We start from the raw sequence: 16,295 nt of genomic DNA on the forward strand, positions 1-16,295 counted from the left end.
TCCTTAATCCAGACGCCGTTTGGTTTTCATCCACGTCAGCCCAATAAACATCGCCGCCGACGCCAGCAAAAACAGGGTATTGATAATCAGCACTCCCGGAATATTCCCCGCCAGGAACAGGCTTTGCAGCGTGCTGACGAAATAGCGCGCCGGAATTATGTAGGTCACGGCACGGATCACCGCGGGCATGCTGTCTATCTGGAAGATAAACCCGGACAGCATAATCGACGGTAAAAAGGCGGCGTTCAGCGCCACCTGCGCGGCGTTAAACTGGTTGCGGGTGACGGTGGAGATGAGCAGCCCCATGCCCAACGTGCTCAGCAGGAAGAGGCTGGTAATGAAAAAGAGCAGCACCAGTGAGCCGCGGTACGGCACCCCGAGGATAAACACCGAGACCAGCATACAGAGCAGCATCGCCAGCATGCCGAGGAAGTAGTAGGGGATAAGCTTACACAGCAGCAGCTCAAGGCGCGTCACTTCGGTTGAAAGCAGCGCCTCCATGGTGCCGCGCTCCCACTCGCGGGCAATCACCAGCGAGGTCAGGATTGCGCCAATCACCGTCATAATGATGGTGACCGCACCCGGGATAATAAAATGCTGGCTGATGGCGGCAGGGTTAAACCAGTAGCGCATCTGTATGTCGATCAGCGGTTCGAACGTTTCGCCCCGGTCTTCGGCGCGCTGCATCTGCCAGAGCTGCCAGATCCCCTCCACGTAGCCCTGGACAAAGTTGGCGGTATTCGGCTCGCTGCCGTCAGTGATCACCTGGATCGGTGCAGCGGTATCTGCCCGCGCCATGTTGGTGGCAAAATCGACCGGGATCACCACCAGACCGCGGATTTTCCCGGCCTGCATCTTCTGAATAAGCGCTTGCCGGTTGTCGCTGATGGTGGCGTCAATGTAGGGCGAGCCGGTCATGGCGTGGGTGAAATCCAGCGCCTCTTCGCTCTGCTGCTCCAGTAATATCCCGACCCGCAGCTTGCTGGAGTCGAGGTTGATCCCATAGCCGAAGATAAACAGCAGCAGAAGCGGGATAACCACCGCAATCAGCCAGCTGCTGGGGTCACGCACGATCTGACGCGTCTCTTTGATGCACAGCGCGCGCACCCGGCGCCAGGAAATCGCGTTATTGCGCATCGGCATTCTCCTTATCCCAGTCGTGGATGAGGGTGATAAACGCCTGCTCCATGGTCGGGTCCGGCACCTCGTCGTCTGCGGCCTGGGCTTTCAGGTCATCCGGCGTGCCGTGGGCAATCAGCTTGCCGCGATAGACCAGCCCGATGCGATCGCAATACTCCGCCTCGTCCATAAAGTGGGTGGTTACCATCACCGTTACCCCTTTCTCCACCATACTGTTGATGTGCAGCCAGAACTCGCGGCGGGTGAGGGGATCAACACCTGACGTGGGTTCATCCAGAAACAGAATATCGGGCTCGTGCATCAGCGAGCAGGCCAGCGCCAGCCGCTGTTTGAAGCCCAGGGGCAACTCATCCGTGGCGTGGGAAGCGATAGCTGTCAGGCCAAACGCCTCGCTCATGCGGTGGATTTTCTCGTCCTGGGCTCGCCCTCGCAGGCCGTAAACTCCGGAGAAAAAGCGCAGGTTCTGCTCGACCGTCAGGTTGCCGTACAGCGAGAACTTCTGCGCCATATACCCCAGATGCTGGCGCGCCTTGCCGGAGCTGACTTTCAAATCCATATCCAGTACCAGCGCTTTGCCGGACGTAGGCACCAGCAGGCCACACATCATCTTAAAGGTGGTGGATTTCCCCGCGCCGTTTGGCCCGAGCAGGCCAAAAATTTCACCGCGCTTCACCGCGAAATTGACGTTATCGGTGGCGGCGAAATCACCGAATTTTTTGGTCAGGGATTTGGCTTCGATCACCGTCTCACCCGGCGTACCTTCTACCGTGTGCAGGATCGCCCCGAGCGGCGATTCCGAAGTACCCGCACCGCCCAGCAGATCGATAAACGCGTCTTCAAAGCGGGGAGCCGTCTCTTCCATCTCAATGTCAGGCATGCCCGGCGCGTGACGAATATCCGCTTCGGTCGCCTCTTTGGTCAGGATCACGCGCACCGAACGGCCCTGAATCATCCCGTCGCTGACCTGGGGCAGCTTCAGCACCCGTTGCAGCAGTTTGCGGTTCGACTCCTGCGGGCTGTGCATCAGGAAACTGCGTCCGGCCATGCTTTGGGTCAGCTTCGTCGGTTCTCCCTGATAAAGCAGCTCGCCTTCGTTCATCAGCAGCACATCGCGACACTGCTCGGCTTCATCCAGATAGGAGGTGCTCCAGAGGATCAGCATTCCGTCACCGGCCAGCTCGTGCACCATCTGCCACAGCTCGCGGCGTGAAATGGGGTCCACGCCCACGCCGGGCTCATCCAGCAGCAGCACTTTCGGCTCGCCGACCAGGGTACAGGCCAGCCCCAGCTTTTGCTTCATCCCGCCGGAGAGCTTGCCCGCCAGACGATCGGTGAAGGGACCGAGGGAGGTGAAGGACAGCAGACGGGCGAAAGTCTGCTGACGGGTTTCACCGGTCACGCTACGCAGATCGGCGTACAGATTAAGGTTTTCCATCACCGTCAGGTCTTCATAGAGACCAAACTTCTGCGGCATATAGCCGAGCATGGCGTGGAGTGCACCGTCATCTTTAATCGGATCGAGCCCGAGCACGCTGGCCGCCCCTTCATCGGGCTTAAGCAGGCCTGCCAGCATCCGCATCAACGTGGTTTTGCCTGCGCCGTCCGGGCCAACCAGCCCGGTCACATAGCCTTTCTGGATGGTACAGTTCAGCGGCGCGACGGCCGGTTTTTCCATGCCCGCGAAGCGTTTGACCAGATTGTCGAGCCGGATAACCGCGTCATTCATGTCGTTCCCCGCTGTTCACTTTTACGGTGACTGGCATGCCCTGGCGCAGCGCGTCGTCCGCATCGGTGACGATAATGCGCAGGCGATACACCAGGTCGGTACGCAGATCCGGCGTTTCCACCGTTTTTGGCGTGAACTCAGCGGTGGGTGAAACAAAGCCCACTTTGCCGTGATACGGCTTATCGGGACGGCCGTCGGTATAGAGCAACAGTTCGCGACCCGGCTGCATCTGGCCGAGGTTTGGTTCATCAATGTAGGCGCGCACCCATACCGGACGGGTGAGCGACAGGGTTAAAACGGTGCTTCCGGCGTTGAGCATGCTGCCGGGCTCCACGGCGCGGGTCATCAGCGTGCCATCAGACGGTGCCACCAGCGTGGTGTCGTGCAGATCGAGTTCCGCCTGGGCCAGCTGGGCCTGCGCCTGTTCAAGGCTGGCTTTGGCCTGGGCGATATCCTGCGGGCGGTTACCGGTGTGGTACTGACTCAGTTTGTCCTGTGCGGATTTCAGCGTTGCCTGAGCCTGATCGCGTGATGAACGGGCGTTTTCCAGATCGTTGGCCGAAATAGTGCGGCTTTTCCACAGCCCCTGCTGGCGGGCATAGAAATTCTGCGCATAGTCATAGGCCGCCTGCGCCTGTTTGACTGCGGCAGCAGCCTGGGCAATCTCTTCGTCACGATAACCGGCCAGCATCAGATCATATTGCGCCTGGGCGACGGAAACGCCGGCTTTTGCCTGCATCAGCGCGTTCTCGTAGGGCGCTTTATCAAGCATCCCCAGCGTCTGCCCGGTTTTGATGGTGTCGCCCTCATCCACGTTAAGCGACGCCAGCCGCCCCCCGACGCGGAAGCTCATGTTTACGGTGCGAATATCAACGTTACCGTACAGCGTCAGGCCGCGATCCTGATGGCTTTGATACCACAGCCAGCCACCGACGCCTGCGGCAAGCAAAACAACAACCACCAGAATGATGGCGACAGGTTTTTTCATGACTTCAGGCTCCTTTGCGTTAAGCCTTGCAGGATCAGATCCAGATGACAGGTGATAACCTGGCTAATCTGCGCGGCTTTATCCTCATCAAATTGTGTCCAGCCGGTGCGTAACAGAATCGTTTCTCGCCCCAGACGGAAGGCCAGAATCTCACCCAGCAGGGCGTGGGTATGCAAAATCGTAGCGGTATCGTTGGCGTTTTGCCCGGTATAGGCCGCGATCAGCCGGGTCAGGTGCGTGTGCATCGGGGCAATCACCTGGTCATGCACCAGCTGGTAGGCGGCAGTGGGGAAGAGCTGTTCACGGGAGATAAATCGACTCAGGTTCAGCGTGTCGTCGTGCGTCAGCAGGCGGATCATGTTGTGACAGGCGTTGAGGATCAGCTGGCGGATGGCGTCACGATCGGGCGACGGCTGGCTGAGCAGCGCGGTGGCTTCCTCCACGTGCGGGTGAAATTGCGTGCCAATAAAATCGGCGATCCACTGGGCACAGGCGCGGTATAAATCCTCTTTTGAGCCAAAATAGTAGGGGATAGCCGCAATGTTTTGCCCGGCCTGCGCCGCGATATCCCGGGTGGTGGCGTGTAAGCCATACTCACCAAACTGCGCCAGCGCGGCAGCAATAAGCTGGCTTTTGGCCTGTTCGCCTTTAGAGGTTGTCGGGGTTGTATTCATAGCGGCATTAAAAATTAATCAATCGATTGATTAAGATTATGCCTGATTAGCGAAATCGTCGAGGGAAGGTGGAGGGATATTTTATGCGCCACGTCACAAAAGCTGCTACACTCCGCCCCTTCGCGACATTGTGGTTTTTGTCCTCCCCTATTCGTTATATCTCCCTGAAAACTACACCTGTGATGGTCGGGGCGGTTCGGAGTTTTTATGTCTTTTGATTCCCTTGGCCTGAACCCGGAAATTCTGCGCGCGATCGCAGAGCAGGGCTACGTTGAGCCAACCCCAATCCAGCAGCAGGCGATCCCTGCCGTTCTGCAGGGCCGTGACCTGATGGCCAGTGCCCAGACCGGGACCGGTAAAACCGCAGGCTTCACCCTGCCACTGTTAGAGCTGCTGGTAAAAAATCAGCCGCACGCGAAGGGGCGTCGCCCGGTTCGTGCGCTGATCCTCACCCCAACCCGCGAGCTGGCGGCGCAGATTGGCGAGAACGTGCGTGATTACAGCCGCTATCTCAACATTCGTTCGCTGGTGGTTTTCGGCGGTGTGAGCATTAACCCACAGATGATGAAACTGCGCGGCGGCGTGGACGTGCTGGTGGCAACGCCGGGCCGTCTGCTGGATCTGGAACATCAGAACGCCGTGAAGCTAGATAACGTCGAAATTCTGGTGCTGGACGAAGCCGACCGCATGCTCGACATGGGCTTTATCCACGATATTCGCCGCGTGCTGGCTAAGCTCCCGCCGCGCCGTCAGAACCTGCTGTTCTCCGCGACCTTCTCCGACGAGATTAAAGCGCTGGCTGAAAAGTTGCTGCATAACCCGCTGGAAGTTGAAGTGGCGCGCCGCAACACCGCCTCTGAGCAGGTGACCCAGCACGTGCACTTCGTTGATAAAAAGCGTAAGCGGGAACTGCTCTCCCAGATGATTGGTCAGGGTAACTGGCAGCAGGTGCTGGTCTTTACCCGTACCAAGCACGGTGCAAACCACCTGGCGGAACAGCTGAACAAAGACGGTATTCGCAGTGCGGCTATCCACGGTAACAAGAGCCAGGGGGCGCGTACCCGTGCGCTGGCGGACTTTAAATCCGGTGATATCCGCGTGCTGGTGGCCACCGACATCGCTGCCCGTGGTCTGGACATTGAAGAGCTGCCGCACGTGGTGAACTACGAGCTGCCAAACGTGCCGGAAGACTATGTTCACCGTATCGGCCGTACCGGTCGTGCGGCGGCCACTGGCGAAGCGCTCTCGCTGGTCTGCGTGGATGAACACAAACTGCTGCGCGATATCGAACGTCTGCTGAAGAAAGAGATCCCGCGTATTGAAACGCCGGGGTACGAAGTGGATCCGTCCATTAAAGCGGAGCCAATTCAGAATGGTCGCCAGCAGCGTGGCGGCGGTGGACGCGGTCAGGGCGGCGGCCGTGGTCAGCAGCAGCCACGCCGTGCCGAAGGCGGTGCGCCTAAGTCGGGCAATAAACCGCCTCGCCGCGACGGCGAAGGGAAACCGGCAGGAGAAGGGCAGCGCCGTCGCCGTCCGCGTAAACCGGCTAACCCACAGTAATCTGGAAGCCCGGCCGTAAAGCCGGGCTTTTCTTTTTGCGGCGACGAAAATAAAGTGCCACAATAGTGGCTGTTTATACAGTATTTCAGGTTTTCCGATGGCTTTAACCGCGGCGCTGAAAGCGCAGATTGGTGCCTGGTATAAGGCACTCCAGCAGCAGATCCCCGACTTTATCCCCCGGGCACCACAGCGGCAGATGATTGCCGATGTGGCAAAAACGCTCGCCGGTGACGACGGGCGACATCTGGCGATTGAAGCACCAACCGGGGTCGGTAAAACCCTCTCTTATTTAATCCCGGGCATCGCTATTGCGCGGGAAGAACAAAAGACGCTGGTGGTCAGCACCGCTAACGTGGCGCTACAGGATCAGATCTTCAGCAAAGACCTGCCGCTGCTGCGCAAAATTATCCCCGAGCTGCGTTTTACCGCCGCCTTTGGCCGCGGACGTTATGTCTGCCCGCGTAACCTGGCGGCGCTCGCCAGCAGTGAGCCCACCCAGCAGGATCTGCTGGCGTTTCTTGATGACGAACTGACGCCAAACAACAAGGCGGAGCAGGAACAGTGCGCGAAGCTGAAAGCCGATCTCGACAGCTACAGGTGGGACGGTTTGCGCGATCACACCAGCCAGGCCATCGGCGATGATTTATGGCGCAGGCTCAGCACCGATAAAGCCAGCTGCCTCAACCGTAACTGTCACTACTACCGCGAGTGCCCGTTTTTTGTCGCCCGGCGGGAGATCCAGGAAGCGGAAGTGGTGGTCGCCAATCATGCGCTGGTGATGGCGGCGCTGGAGAGCGAGGCGGTGCTGCCGGAGCCGAAAAACCTGCTGCTGGTGCTTGATGAAGGCCACCATTTGCCTGACGTAGCCCGGGATGCGCTGGAGATGAGTGCTGAAATCACGGCCCCGTGGTTCCGCCTGCAGCTCGATCTGTTCTGCAAGCTGGTGGCCACCTGCATGGAGCAGTTCCGTCCTAAAACTACGCCGCCGCTGGCGGTGCCCGAGCGTCTGAGCGAACACTGTGACGAGGTCTACGGCCTTATCGCATCCCTGAACAACATTCTGAATCTGTATCTCCCGGCGACTCAGGAGGCAGAGCACCGTTTTGCCATGGGGGAGCTGCCGGACGAGGTGATGGAGATTTGCCAGCAGCTGGCGAAGCATCTGGAAAAGCTGCGCGGCCTGGCCGAGATGTTCTTAAACGATCTCAGTGAAAAGACCGGCACCCATGACGTGGTGCGTTTGCACCGTATTCTGCTGCAAATGAACCGTGCGCTGGGCATGTTTGAAGCGCAAAGCAAACTCTGGCGGCTGGCCTCAATGGCGCAGGCGTCCGGCGCGCCGGTCACCAAATGGGCCACCCGCGAAGTGAGAGACGGGCAGGTGCACCTCTTTTTCCACTGCGTGGGCATTCGCGTGGCCGATCAGCTGGAAAAGCTGATCTGGCGCAGCGTGCCGCACGTGGTGGTAACGTCAGCGACCTTGCGTTCCCTGAACAGCTTCTCGCGGCTGCAGGAGATGAGCGGCCTGAAAGAAAAAACGGGGGACCGTTTCGTGGCGCTGGACTCGCCGTTTAACCACTGCGAGCAGGGCAAGCTGGTGATCCCGCGTATGCGCTATGAGCCGCTTATCGATAACGAAGAGCAGCATATTGCCGAAATGGCCGCCTATTTCCGCGAACAGCTGGAGAGTAAAAAATACCCCGGCATGCTGGTGCTGTTTGCCAGCGGACGCGCCATGCAGCGCTTTCTGGAACATGTTACCGATCTGCGTTTACTGCTGCTGGTGCAGGGCGATCAGCCGCGCTATCGGCTGGTAGAGCTCCACCGCCAGCGCATCGATAACGGCGAGCGCAGCGTGCTGGTGGGGTTACAGTCTTTTGCGGAAGGTCTGGATCTGAAGGGCGACTATCTGACCCAGGTGCATATTCATAAAATCGCCTTCCCACCCATCGACAGCCCGGTGGTGATCACCGAAGGAGAATGGCTGAAAAGCCTCAACCGCTATCCGTTTGAGGTACAAAGTCTTCCGGCGGCGTCGTTTAACCTGATTCAGCAGGTGGGTCGTCTGATTCGTAGCCACGGCTGCTGGGGCGAAGTGGTGATCTACGACAAGCGTCTGCTCACCAAAAACTATGGTCAGCGCCTGCTGAATGCCCTGCCGGTGTTCCCGATAGAACAGCCGGAGGTGCCTGAAATAAAAAAACGCCCGGCAAAACAGACTGCCGGGCGTCGGAAAAGCATCCGTGCTAAGGGGCGCGGTCCTACTGGTAAGTAAAGGTGGCCTGAACAACGCTGTTGAAGGTACCCGCCGTCACAGGCAGGGCGGTAGCGTAATAGCGTGCCGCCATGGGAAAATCGGCGGTGTGGGTACCGGCGTCAATCACCACGCTAAAGCGGGCTTCGGGGGCAAGCACGATGTAATCCAGACGATCGGCCAGCTCTAATGCCACCCCTTTGGCGGTGCCACTATTGGCGAATTTAAAGGGGTGGTCCGTATCGCGGGGGCCGTCAACGCTGATGGTGGCAACCGTCAGGGTGGGCGGACAATTGGTGAGCTTTAAATCGAAGTTTTTCCACGGGCCGGTGTCGCCGATATCCTTAAAATCACTGGCGACGGCCTGTCCCAGATCCACCACCATGTTCTGGCTGGCGCTGTCTACCTGGCAGGTGGTGTCGTAAATATTCCCTTCGATATTGAGCGTGACGTCGGTCGCGCCCGCAGAGAGGCTCGTCAGAGCGAGCAAAAGGGATAACGTTTTCATCTTCGCTCCGTTACTGGTATTCAAGATCGATGGTGGCAATCGTATTGGCTTTCCCCGCCGTGACGCTGGCATCCGTCTGGTAATACTGCACCGCGAAGGGGATCACATCCGGAACGCCTGGCTCGGCTCTTCCACCCACCGGGATTGGGTAGTCGTATTTAAGATCGACACCGTCAAGCAGCATTCTCACCCCCACGCCCGTGGCGCTGTCGCTGCCGGGCGTCAGGTTCAGGACATCTGCATACTGGCTGTTGATGCCATTTGCGCTGGTTACCGAGGCCGTAAGATTAACCTCTTCGGTACAGGTAGCGGTGATGTTGAAATACTTCCAGGCGGTATAGCTGCCCACGTGGGTAAATTGCGACACCGGGAAATTGCCGAGGGTCACCGTCAGATTTAGCGGATCAATAGAACAGGTCGCCGTTCTTTCGCTGACCGTGGCGGAATAGTGGCTGGTATTACGTGCACCAGAAATCCCCACAGAGTTATAAACCCCGAATCCATAGGGATCCTGCGCGAGCGAAAGGGTACCGCTACCGATATGTGATGCCGTTTTGATTAACCGCTGGGTGTAGCTGAAAGAAAATGTTTGTCCGCTGTCGCTGCTGACCGTCCCAATGGGCGTGGCGGTTGTATCGCATGAGTACCCTTTGCCGCGAACGATCTGCCCGCTGCTGTTCAGAAGCTCAATGCCGATGCCGTCAACATTGGTGGTGTACACGCCCGGCATGCCAGGCACTTCCGTTCCCGTTCCGTAATAGCAGGAAATTAGGGTGTGATTCGTCATCGTGCCGGTACAGCTGCCGTTAACGGTATGGGTCTTTGCCGAACCCGGGATGACGCCGCCAATATCGAGTGTTGTGGGTACAGAAAGCGTGCCCGCATCAAGGGTATAAGGCAGATCGGCGCTGTCACAGGAGGTTGCCGCCTGGGCATGCGGCACCAGACACGCGCTCGTGAGTAAAACCAGCAGTGCGAAGACATATCTACACATGTTCATTTTTTCCTCGGGAAGGGTCATACACACTGCGCCGTGACGTTAAGAACAGGGCCGTCGGCTTTGGTGGGCAGGTGATAAGTTGCCTTGCAATGGCTGTCGGCGGCTTTCCCCCAGCTGACGTTAACCGTACCTGCCTCGTGCATACCGGTGAGGTACACCTGCCCGCCGTCGCCTACGATAAATTCACCGTACTGATGGGCCTGAGATGCCGTTGCGCCAAAGGGGATCGGGCGACCATCCGCGTGTTTTAGTGTCATCAACACCCGACTGCCTACGTGCGTTTCATAATGTGCTCGCACGATGGCGCCGCGCGTTGGCGTCACCGTTTTGGCGGCCTGGTCGATATCGGCATTTTCCGGCAAGGTTTCGGTGTTCAGCGCGAGGGTGTTGTGACGGTATGGCGAAACGTACGGCACAATGGCATAGCCGCGATAATCGGTGTTGATGCCTGTCTGATTGGTGACATTGGTGTCGTCTGCGCCCGGCGCTTCGATCAGCGCAGCGGTCTCACCCATCGGCTGACCAAGGGTGATGCCGTGCGCATGGGCGATCATGCTGCCCTGAAGACCGACATTGAGCTGTTGTTGCTGGTTATCCTGGGAATACCCGGCACTCACTTCGCCGTAGGTGCCTTTATAATCGGCATTCAGACTGGTGCTGTCCCCGCTGCTCTGACTATGGCCCTGCTGAACCCCCCAACTGAGGTTATTACCGGCCAGCGCCGTGCCGTTCAGACCCACGCTTTGGGTTGTTTCGTGCTTCGTGCTGTTCAGGTTGTAGTTCACCCAGGTGTTGCTGAGCCAGCGATCGAGCGGAACGGAGACGTTAAACGCGATCGTCTGCTCGCTGGTTTTCTCATTATTATCATCCCCGCTGTCACGCGTGTTTTTATCCAGTCCGTAACTGAGACCGTAGCTGATGCCGTGCCAGGAGTTGTTGTAGCCGAGGTTCAGTGAGGTCATCCCCTGGCTTGAATTCCAGTAGTTCTCTTTGACCAGGCTTAACGTCAGGGAACCAAACGCCCCGCCCAGGGACTGGTCGACAGTCGCCTCCTCGCGGCTGCGGCGCGTGTCCGACGTTTCCCAGTCGTCATTACGGGTATGGGAATCCAGCGTGTCCTGCAGGGTGTAGAACCCCTTGCTGTTATAGCGATAGCCAGCAATGGAAAAATGGGTACCGGTGGTGGCGAAATCTTTGCTGTAGCGGATGCGCCAGGAGCGCCCGCGAGTGGGGTCCTGATCCTGCATCTCTGATTTGGCGTCGGTGACATCCACCGAAAAGGCCCCGAGATCGCCGATATTCTTGCCGACCCCCAGCGCCAGCGCATCGTAATACTGGCTTGCCTGCACGCCGCCGTAGACCGTAAAGCCGTAAGGCAATCCGTAGATTGCCGTACCCTGCATAAACGGGTTTTTTTCGACGTCGTTGTCATAGCTGCGATAGCGCCCCGCGGTGAGGCTGTATTTAAAGCGGCCTTCACGCTGCAACACCGGCACCGACGCATAAGGCACCACAAAATGCTGTTCGCTGCCGTCCGTCTCTTTCACGGTGACGTTCAAATCGCCGCTTCCGCCGGTGGGGTAGAGATCGTTAATCTCGAACGCGCCGGGAGCGACATAGTTCTGGTAAATGACGTAACCATTCTGGCGAACGATAACCTGGGCGTTACTGTGCGCCGTACCGCGTATTACCGGCGCAAAGCCCTTCATGCTGTCCGGGAGCATGTCGTCATCCGAGGCGATCTGCGCCCCGGTGTAAGAGATGCTGTCAAACACGTCGGAAGGGGAAGAGCTTTGGCCGAATGTGACGTTCCCGCCAAGGGCGATAATATCGCGCTGGGCGTAGGTATAGACCGAAGAAAACTGGCTCTCTGCGTCACCGTCACCGCTGGTTTTGCTCCAGGTGGAGTAGTTACGAAAACGCCACGCCCCGAGGTTAAGACCCGGACGCAGGTTAAGAAACTCGCTGCGCTGATCGCTACCGTTCTCACCTTTGCCGCGGTTTTCCCCGGCGGTGAAGCTGTAATTGAGCAGCAGGGCGTTAATTCCCTCGTCATACTCCTGCGGGTCGACGTAATCACGCGGTACATGAGTAATTGCGGTCTGGGGAATGCTTAACAGCAGCTGCTGCGGATTAACATGAAACGTTGCGCTGGCGGAGGGGATCACGCTCAGGTCAATGCACTGCGCCTTATCGTCCTGCCCGAATTTTTCGGTATTAATACCGAAGCTTTTTAACTGGGCGGCGCTAAGGCACGGCTGCAGGGTTGATTTACCGCTGGCGTCTTTCTTCAGCGTGAACTCAATCTCTTTGCTTGCCACTTTATTATTGTTGACATAAACGTCAACGTGATATTTACCGGGAGCCTGACCGGGACCAATCTCATAAATACTGAGGTCGGTTTTACCCTGGCCTGGGTTATCAATATCCAGTAGCGCCGGGTTGAAATAATCATCGGCCAGCACTTTTTGCACGCACACACCCAACAGCGTGCAGCCCAATGCAATAAGCATTGAGCGTCCGTGCTGTTTGGGTGGTTCGGTGGAGTAGTCCCAGCTCATAATAATATTCGCTATTCCAGACGTTATTTAATCTGTGCGCTATAGGACTGGCTAATACCGCCGTAATCATTGATGATTTTCCAGGTCACGGTGTGTGCTGTAATATTTCCTGGTATCGCGAAATGGGTTTCACTTTTTGGGCCGGCATAGGTGGCTTTATCGACCTTTTTACCGTCGAGCGTTATTTCCTGGAAATTCATATAAAACGGCGTGGGGTTTTCGACAATCAGCTGGTTTCCCCGGGTGTGCCAGGATAATTGCGTGGCGACATCTTCCGGTTTTCCGGTAATACCTGACGGGCGATAAAGCAGCTTAATGCGGGTTTTAATCGCAATCTGCAGCGTATTAACGCTCTCATTGCGCGCAGAAGAGGGGATGGATTTAATATTCAACCAGAACAGCGATTCGCGATCGGCAGGTAAGTTTCCCCCGGTTCTGATGATGCGCAGAACGTTCTCTTGCTTCGCATCAAGGCGAAACAGCGGCGGCGTGATCAGGAACGGCGCTTTCTCACGTGCGTTATCTTCCGTTTCGACCCATGACTGTACCAGATAATCGAGATTGTCCGGGTTGGTGATCCCAATAGAGGATTCTTTTTTACTTTCTGGGTAGACCACGCGCGTGCCGCCAATGGTAATACCCGCATGGGCAACGGAGGCAATCAATAAAAAAGAGGAGGCCAGAAGATATTTTCGCATAGTGACACCGTAATAAAGCAATAACAGATATTAGCCACTGGGGTAGCTAATATCTGTTTTATTAGTTGTAAACGATAGTGAAGGTAGAAGCGGCATTCGCCAGTCCGGCAGACACCGTTCCTCCGGTCTGGATATAACGTGCGCCAAACTGCAGATCGTTTGTTGTGGTACCTGGCGTGAGCGTATACGCAGCAGAGGCCGTATATAAGCTCAGTGGATTTTCCGTTTTATCCAGCAACTGAACACCCACTCCTGACGCCGAACCGGTTCCTGATGTCACAGCAAGAATATCTTTGTTGTTACTGTCAGGCGTCCCGCCGAATGTCACCGAGGCGCTGGTAACCGTTTCAGGACAATCTTTTAACTGAATACTAAAGCGGGTTGTCGAGGTCGTCGAACCACTTCCGGTAAATGCAGATTTAGAAACCTTACCTAATGAAACATTAAGCGGATTGCTTAAACCGTTTACCACAGTACATGCAGAATCAATAATCTCACCTGTGAAATTAATTTGACCTTCACCACTGGACGCAAATACAGAAACGGAAGCACACGCCATCCCGGCGGCGATCCCCGCAATAATCATTTTTTTCATTTAAATCCTCTGAATGAAAGTATGGCACTTCAGGTATTAATCATCACGTGGCTGATTAATTCGGCATGAACTATCGCTGAGAACTATTTTTCGTTCAATTTATCTTCAGACCATTTTTACCCTCGAAGGGCGTTTGTCAGGGGGGCGGGAGAGAAAGGAAAATGATTACCCGCCAGGCATTTATCAGGGCTATAGTATCTGCAAAGAGCCGCAAGGAGAGATGTCGTGGACTATCGTAAAATTATCAAAGAGGTAGGGCGGGGAAAAAATCATGCCCGCGACCTGGATCAGGAAACGGCCCGTGCGCTGTATACCCATATGCTTAACGGCGACGTGCCCGATCTGGAGATGGGCGGTATCCTGATTGCGCTACGCATTAAAGGTGAAGGCGAAGCGGAGATGCGCGGTTTCTATGACGCGATGCAGGCGCAAACGCTGCGCTTAACGCCACCGGTAGCCAGACCGATGCCGATTGTCATCCCTACCTACAACGGCGCGCGCAAACAGGCGAATCTGACGCCACTGCTGGCTATTCTGCTGCATAAGCTCGGGTTCCCGGTGGTTGTTCATGGCGTTAGCGAAGATCCGACTCGCGTCCTGACGGAGACCATTTTCGGCATGTTAGGTATCGAGCCGACCCTGCACGCCGGACAGGCACAGGCAAAGCTGGATGGTCATCAGCCGGTCTTTATTCCGGTCAAGGCGCTCTGTCCGCCGCTGGAAAAACAGCTGGATATGCGCTGGCGCATGGGCGTGCGCAACAGTGCGCACACCCTGGCGAAACTGGCGACGCCGTTTGGTGAAGCGGATGCCCTGCGCCTCTCCAGCGTATCGCACCCGGAGTATGTCACGCGGGTGGGCAAGTTCTTTGAAGATATCGGCGGCAGGGCGCTGCTGATGCACGGCACCGAAGGGGAAGTTTATGCCAATCCGCAGCGCTGCCCGCAGCTGGTGCTGATTGATGCCGCCGGCACGCGACCCGTGCTGGAGCGGGGTGAAGAGAATGTGGATGTGGTGTTGCCGGAGGCAAAAGATCCGCACACGACTGCGCACTGGATTGAGCAGTGCCTTGCCGGCAATGTCCCTGTTCCGCACGCCCTTAAGCTGCAGTTGGCCTGCTGCCTGCTGGCAACCGGAGAAGTGGAGTCTGTCCAGGCGGGGTTAGCCCGTGTGGAACAGGCGTTTTAGGCAAAAAAAAGCCCGTCCAGTGGCGGACGGGCAAGCAAGGGTAACAACAGGGTCAATGAGGGTTGGAGCAGCTCACCAGAGGGTATGGTGAGGGTGGAGCATTAATTCAGTCGATTATTTGTAGATAACCGCGGTACCGCTCAGCTTGTTATTGCCGTTAGCGGAGGTGATGGTGTATCCGCTTGCACCGGCCGCAGCGGCTTTTTCAGCCAGTTTGGCTTCCAGACCGTCCAGCGTGGTTGCGCCATCAGCACTCACCACACCTACTTTATTCATGTTCTGTGCCTGAGCAGAAGAAACGGGCTCTACAGCGAAAGCGCCAAAAGACAGAGCGGACAGGGCAACAGCAGCAACAGCATATTTGATGGTTTTCATAATTAATCTCTCGCAGGTTTTTCTGTTAAGGGGACGATGTTCCTTCGATGTGATAAGTATCACGTTTTTTTTCGGCAGATAAAATCGAAGAGAATTGACGTGGTTGCTCAAAAAAATTGAATGACAAATAACTTATTGAATATTAATAAATTCAGAAGGGCAATTTACAGTTCTTGTCGCTCCGGTTTACAGACGCATGATTCATGGCACATTTTGCTACGCGCCTGTTAAAAAATCGTGAGCGTAAAGGAAATCGCTTGCGCGGTGAACTTCGGTAAAGGAAAGTCAACGTAACTGGCTGTCTTTCGATCCTCTGCGATTATATCCTGAATTTGATTTATTTTTTGAATCTTTATTCTGCTGGCAGGAGACGCATAACCGTACGCCGGGCATGGCTTTACGGCGCGCTTCCGGAATCGTTTCTCCGCACTCTTCACATTCCGTTAAACTTTCCCCGCGCGGAATTTCACCGCGAGCACGGGCAACGGCATCTTCAATGGTACTGTTGATCTGTTCGTTAACGGCGTCATCATTCGCCCATCCGGAAGCCATGGCTTATCCTCACGTTCGGTGTGTATCTTATTAATGTGGGGTCAAAAAACGTACAGTCAAGACGGGGGTTGAGAACTGCATCTGTCAGCCAGATGCAGTGGTTCTCGGAAGGGGAACTTATTTATAGATGGTTGCTGTGCCATACATATGGTTATCGCCGCCAGCGGAATTCACCACGAAGCCTTTCGCACCTTCTTCGCGCGCTTTTTCGGCCAGCTTGTTTTGCAGATCGTCAAGGTTACTTGCACGGCTTACCGAGACGGTGCCTGCGGGGCGCAGCTGGCTGGTATCGGTACTTTCGGTCAGTGACTGAACGGCCATGGCAGAAAATGACGCACTCGCCAGCGCGCCAGCGATAACAACAAGAGTCAGGTATTTTTTCATAATCACATCCTCAGGGGGAAACAACAGGTGATTCCCTTTAAGTTTAGAAGCCTGACGAGTGTGATTTAGCGCAAAAATTTGATGATGATCTG

Annotated in this window: 15 protein-coding genes; 3 read left to right on the forward strand and 12 right to left on the reverse strand. The window is 56.2% G+C overall.

What is annotated here, in order from left to right:
- Positions 1-3 precede the first annotated feature (3 nt).
- From VF709_RS08960 to cecR, 4 genes are read right to left on the reverse strand one after another with little or no spacing between them, the layout of a single operon-like run.
- Positions 4-1,137, reverse strand: coding sequence for an ABC transporter permease (locus tag VF709_RS08960; RefSeq protein ID WP_130626488.1), 1,134 nt, complete (start codon positions 1,135-1,137; stop codon positions 4-6).
- Positions 1,127-2,866: an ATP-binding cassette domain-containing protein gene (locus VF709_RS08965; protein ID WP_013097482.1), complete on the reverse strand. Its 1,740-nt coding sequence runs from the start codon at positions 2,864-2,866 to the stop codon at positions 1,127-1,129. The genes VF709_RS08960 and VF709_RS08965 overlap by 11 nt, the downstream gene beginning before the upstream one ends.
- Complete coding sequence (gene hlyD / locus VF709_RS08970) at positions 2,859-3,854, reverse strand: secretion protein HlyD (RefSeq protein WP_013097481.1); 996 nt, start codon at positions 3,852-3,854, stop codon at positions 2,859-2,861. The genes VF709_RS08965 and hlyD overlap by 8 nt, the downstream gene beginning before the upstream one ends.
- Complete coding sequence (gene cecR, locus VF709_RS08975; protein ID WP_047352103.1) at positions 3,851-4,528, reverse strand: transcriptional regulator CecR; 678 nt, start codon at positions 4,526-4,528, stop codon at positions 3,851-3,853. Before cecR ends, hlyD begins: the two co-directional genes overlap by 4 nt.
- A gap of 207 nt (positions 4,529-4,735) precedes the next feature.
- Here cecR and rhlE point away from each other — a divergent pair, with 207 nt between their 5' ends.
- Complete coding sequence (rhlE, locus tag VF709_RS08980; RefSeq protein WP_038418948.1) at positions 4,736-6,088, forward strand: ATP-dependent RNA helicase RhlE; 1,353 nt, start codon at positions 4,736-4,738, stop codon at positions 6,086-6,088.
- Positions 6,089-6,185: 97 nt separating this feature from the next.
- The gene (gene dinG, locus VF709_RS08985; RefSeq protein WP_047352104.1) at positions 6,186-8,363 is read left to right on the forward strand and encodes an ATP-dependent DNA helicase DinG; all 2,178 of its coding nucleotides are present in this window, start codon (positions 6,186-6,188) and stop codon (positions 8,361-8,363) included.
- On the opposite strand, the gene VF709_RS08990 is transcribed toward dinG, so the two are convergent.
- The 5 genes from VF709_RS08990 to VF709_RS09010 all read right to left on the reverse strand — a co-directional run bounded on the left by VF709_RS08990 (position 8,350) and on the right by VF709_RS09010 (position 13,704).
- On the reverse strand, positions 8,350-8,850 hold the full coding sequence (locus tag VF709_RS08990; RefSeq protein WP_038984985.1) for a fimbrial protein: 501 nt from the start codon (positions 8,848-8,850) through the stop codon (positions 8,350-8,352). The two genes, dinG and VF709_RS08990, sit on opposite strands and share 14 nt — an antisense overlap.
- A 10-nt stretch (positions 8,851-8,860) precedes the next feature.
- Positions 8,861-9,844, reverse strand: coding sequence for a fimbrial protein (locus VF709_RS08995; protein WP_072200411.1), 984 nt, complete (start codon positions 9,842-9,844; stop codon positions 8,861-8,863).
- A gap of 23 nt (positions 9,845-9,867) precedes the next feature.
- Positions 9,868-12,363: a fimbria/pilus outer membrane usher protein gene (locus tag VF709_RS09000; protein WP_440231306.1), complete on the reverse strand. Its 2,496-nt coding sequence runs from the start codon at positions 12,361-12,363 to the stop codon at positions 9,868-9,870.
- 71 nt (positions 12,364-12,434) lie between these two features.
- Positions 12,435-13,109 carry a fimbrial biogenesis chaperone gene (locus VF709_RS09005; RefSeq protein WP_058679309.1) on the reverse strand — a complete coding sequence of 225 codons (675 nt, stop codon included), beginning with the start codon at positions 13,107-13,109 and terminating at the stop codon, positions 12,435-12,437.
- Between the two features lie 61 nt (positions 13,110-13,170).
- Positions 13,171-13,704, reverse strand: a complete 534-nt coding sequence (locus VF709_RS09010; RefSeq protein ID WP_029882477.1) for a fimbrial protein — start codon at positions 13,702-13,704, stop codon at positions 13,171-13,173.
- A gap of 225 nt (positions 13,705-13,929) precedes the next feature.
- On the opposite strand from VF709_RS09010, the gene ybiB reads away from it, so the two are divergent.
- Positions 13,930-14,892, forward strand: coding sequence for a DNA-binding protein YbiB (gene ybiB / locus VF709_RS09015; RefSeq protein ID WP_148790849.1), 963 nt, complete (start codon positions 13,930-13,932; stop codon positions 14,890-14,892).
- Positions 14,893-15,006: 114 nt separating this feature from the next.
- Here the strand turns inward: ybiB and ybiJ are convergent, their stop codons facing one another.
- The 3 genes from ybiJ to mcbA all read right to left on the reverse strand — a co-directional run bounded on the left by ybiJ (position 15,007) and on the right by mcbA (position 16,203).
- Positions 15,007-15,267: a DUF1471 family protein YbiJ gene (gene ybiJ / locus VF709_RS09020; RefSeq protein ID WP_013097471.1), complete on the reverse strand. Its 261-nt coding sequence runs from the start codon at positions 15,265-15,267 to the stop codon at positions 15,007-15,009.
- A gap of 285 nt (positions 15,268-15,552) precedes the next feature.
- Positions 15,553-15,819, reverse strand: a complete 267-nt coding sequence (locus tag VF709_RS09025) for a DksA/TraR family C4-type zinc finger protein (RefSeq protein ID WP_097533673.1) — start codon at positions 15,817-15,819, stop codon at positions 15,553-15,555.
- A 117-nt stretch (positions 15,820-15,936) separates the two neighbouring features.
- The gene (gene mcbA, locus VF709_RS09030) at positions 15,937-16,203 is read right to left on the reverse strand and encodes a DUF1471 family periplasmic protein McbA (protein ID WP_013097469.1); all 267 of its coding nucleotides are present in this window, start codon (positions 16,201-16,203) and stop codon (positions 15,937-15,939) included.
- Positions 16,204-16,295 lie beyond the last annotated feature (92 nt).

Origin of the sequence: Enterobacter sp. Lyrl_3, assembly GCF_051948675.1 — a bacterium.
Lineage (GTDB): Bacteria > Pseudomonadota > Gammaproteobacteria > Enterobacterales > Enterobacteriaceae > Enterobacter > Enterobacter cloacae.

Excerpts from the sequence above, each read along its gene's own strand:
- mcbA (WP_013097469.1), bottom strand. The coding sequence starts at position 16,203 with ATGAAAAAATACCTGACTCTTGTTGTTATCGCTGGCGCGCTGGCGAGT.
- VF709_RS08960 (WP_130626488.1), bottom strand. The coding sequence starts at position 1,137 with ATGCGCAATAACGCGATTTCCTGGCGCCGGGTGCGCGCGCTGTGCATC.
- ybiJ (WP_013097471.1), bottom strand. The coding sequence starts at position 15,267 with ATGAAAACCATCAAATATGCTGTTGCTGCTGTTGCCCTGTCCGCTCTG.
- VF709_RS09010 (WP_029882477.1), bottom strand. The coding sequence starts at position 13,704 with ATGAAAAAAATGATTATTGCGGGGATCGCCGCCGGGATGGCGTGTGCT.
- VF709_RS09000 (WP_440231306.1), bottom strand. The coding sequence starts at position 12,363 with ATGCTTATTGCATTGGGCTGCACGCTGTTGGGTGTGTGCGTGCAAAAA.
- VF709_RS09005 (WP_058679309.1), bottom strand. The coding sequence starts at position 13,109 with ATGCGAAAATATCTTCTGGCCTCCTCTTTTTTATTGATTGCCTCCGTT.
- cecR (WP_047352103.1), bottom strand. The coding sequence starts at position 4,528 with ATGAATACAACCCCGACAACCTCTAAAGGCGAACAGGCCAAAAGCCAG.
- VF709_RS08965 (WP_013097482.1), bottom strand. The coding sequence starts at position 2,866 with ATGAATGACGCGGTTATCCGGCTCGACAATCTGGTCAAACGCTTCGCG.
- dinG (WP_047352104.1), top strand. The coding sequence starts at position 6,186 with ATGGCTTTAACCGCGGCGCTGAAAGCGCAGATTGGTGCCTGGTATAAG.
- VF709_RS09025 (WP_097533673.1), bottom strand. The coding sequence starts at position 15,819 with ATGGCTTCCGGATGGGCGAATGATGACGCCGTTAACGAACAGATCAAC.
- VF709_RS08990 (WP_038984985.1), bottom strand. The coding sequence starts at position 8,850 with ATGAAAACGTTATCCCTTTTGCTCGCTCTGACGAGCCTCTCTGCGGGC.
- rhlE (WP_038418948.1), top strand. The coding sequence starts at position 4,736 with ATGTCTTTTGATTCCCTTGGCCTGAACCCGGAAATTCTGCGCGCGATC.
- hlyD (WP_013097481.1), bottom strand. The coding sequence starts at position 3,854 with ATGAAAAAACCTGTCGCCATCATTCTGGTGGTTGTTGTTTTGCTTGCC.
- VF709_RS08995 (WP_072200411.1), bottom strand. The coding sequence starts at position 9,844 with ATGTGTAGATATGTCTTCGCACTGCTGGTTTTACTCACGAGCGCGTGT.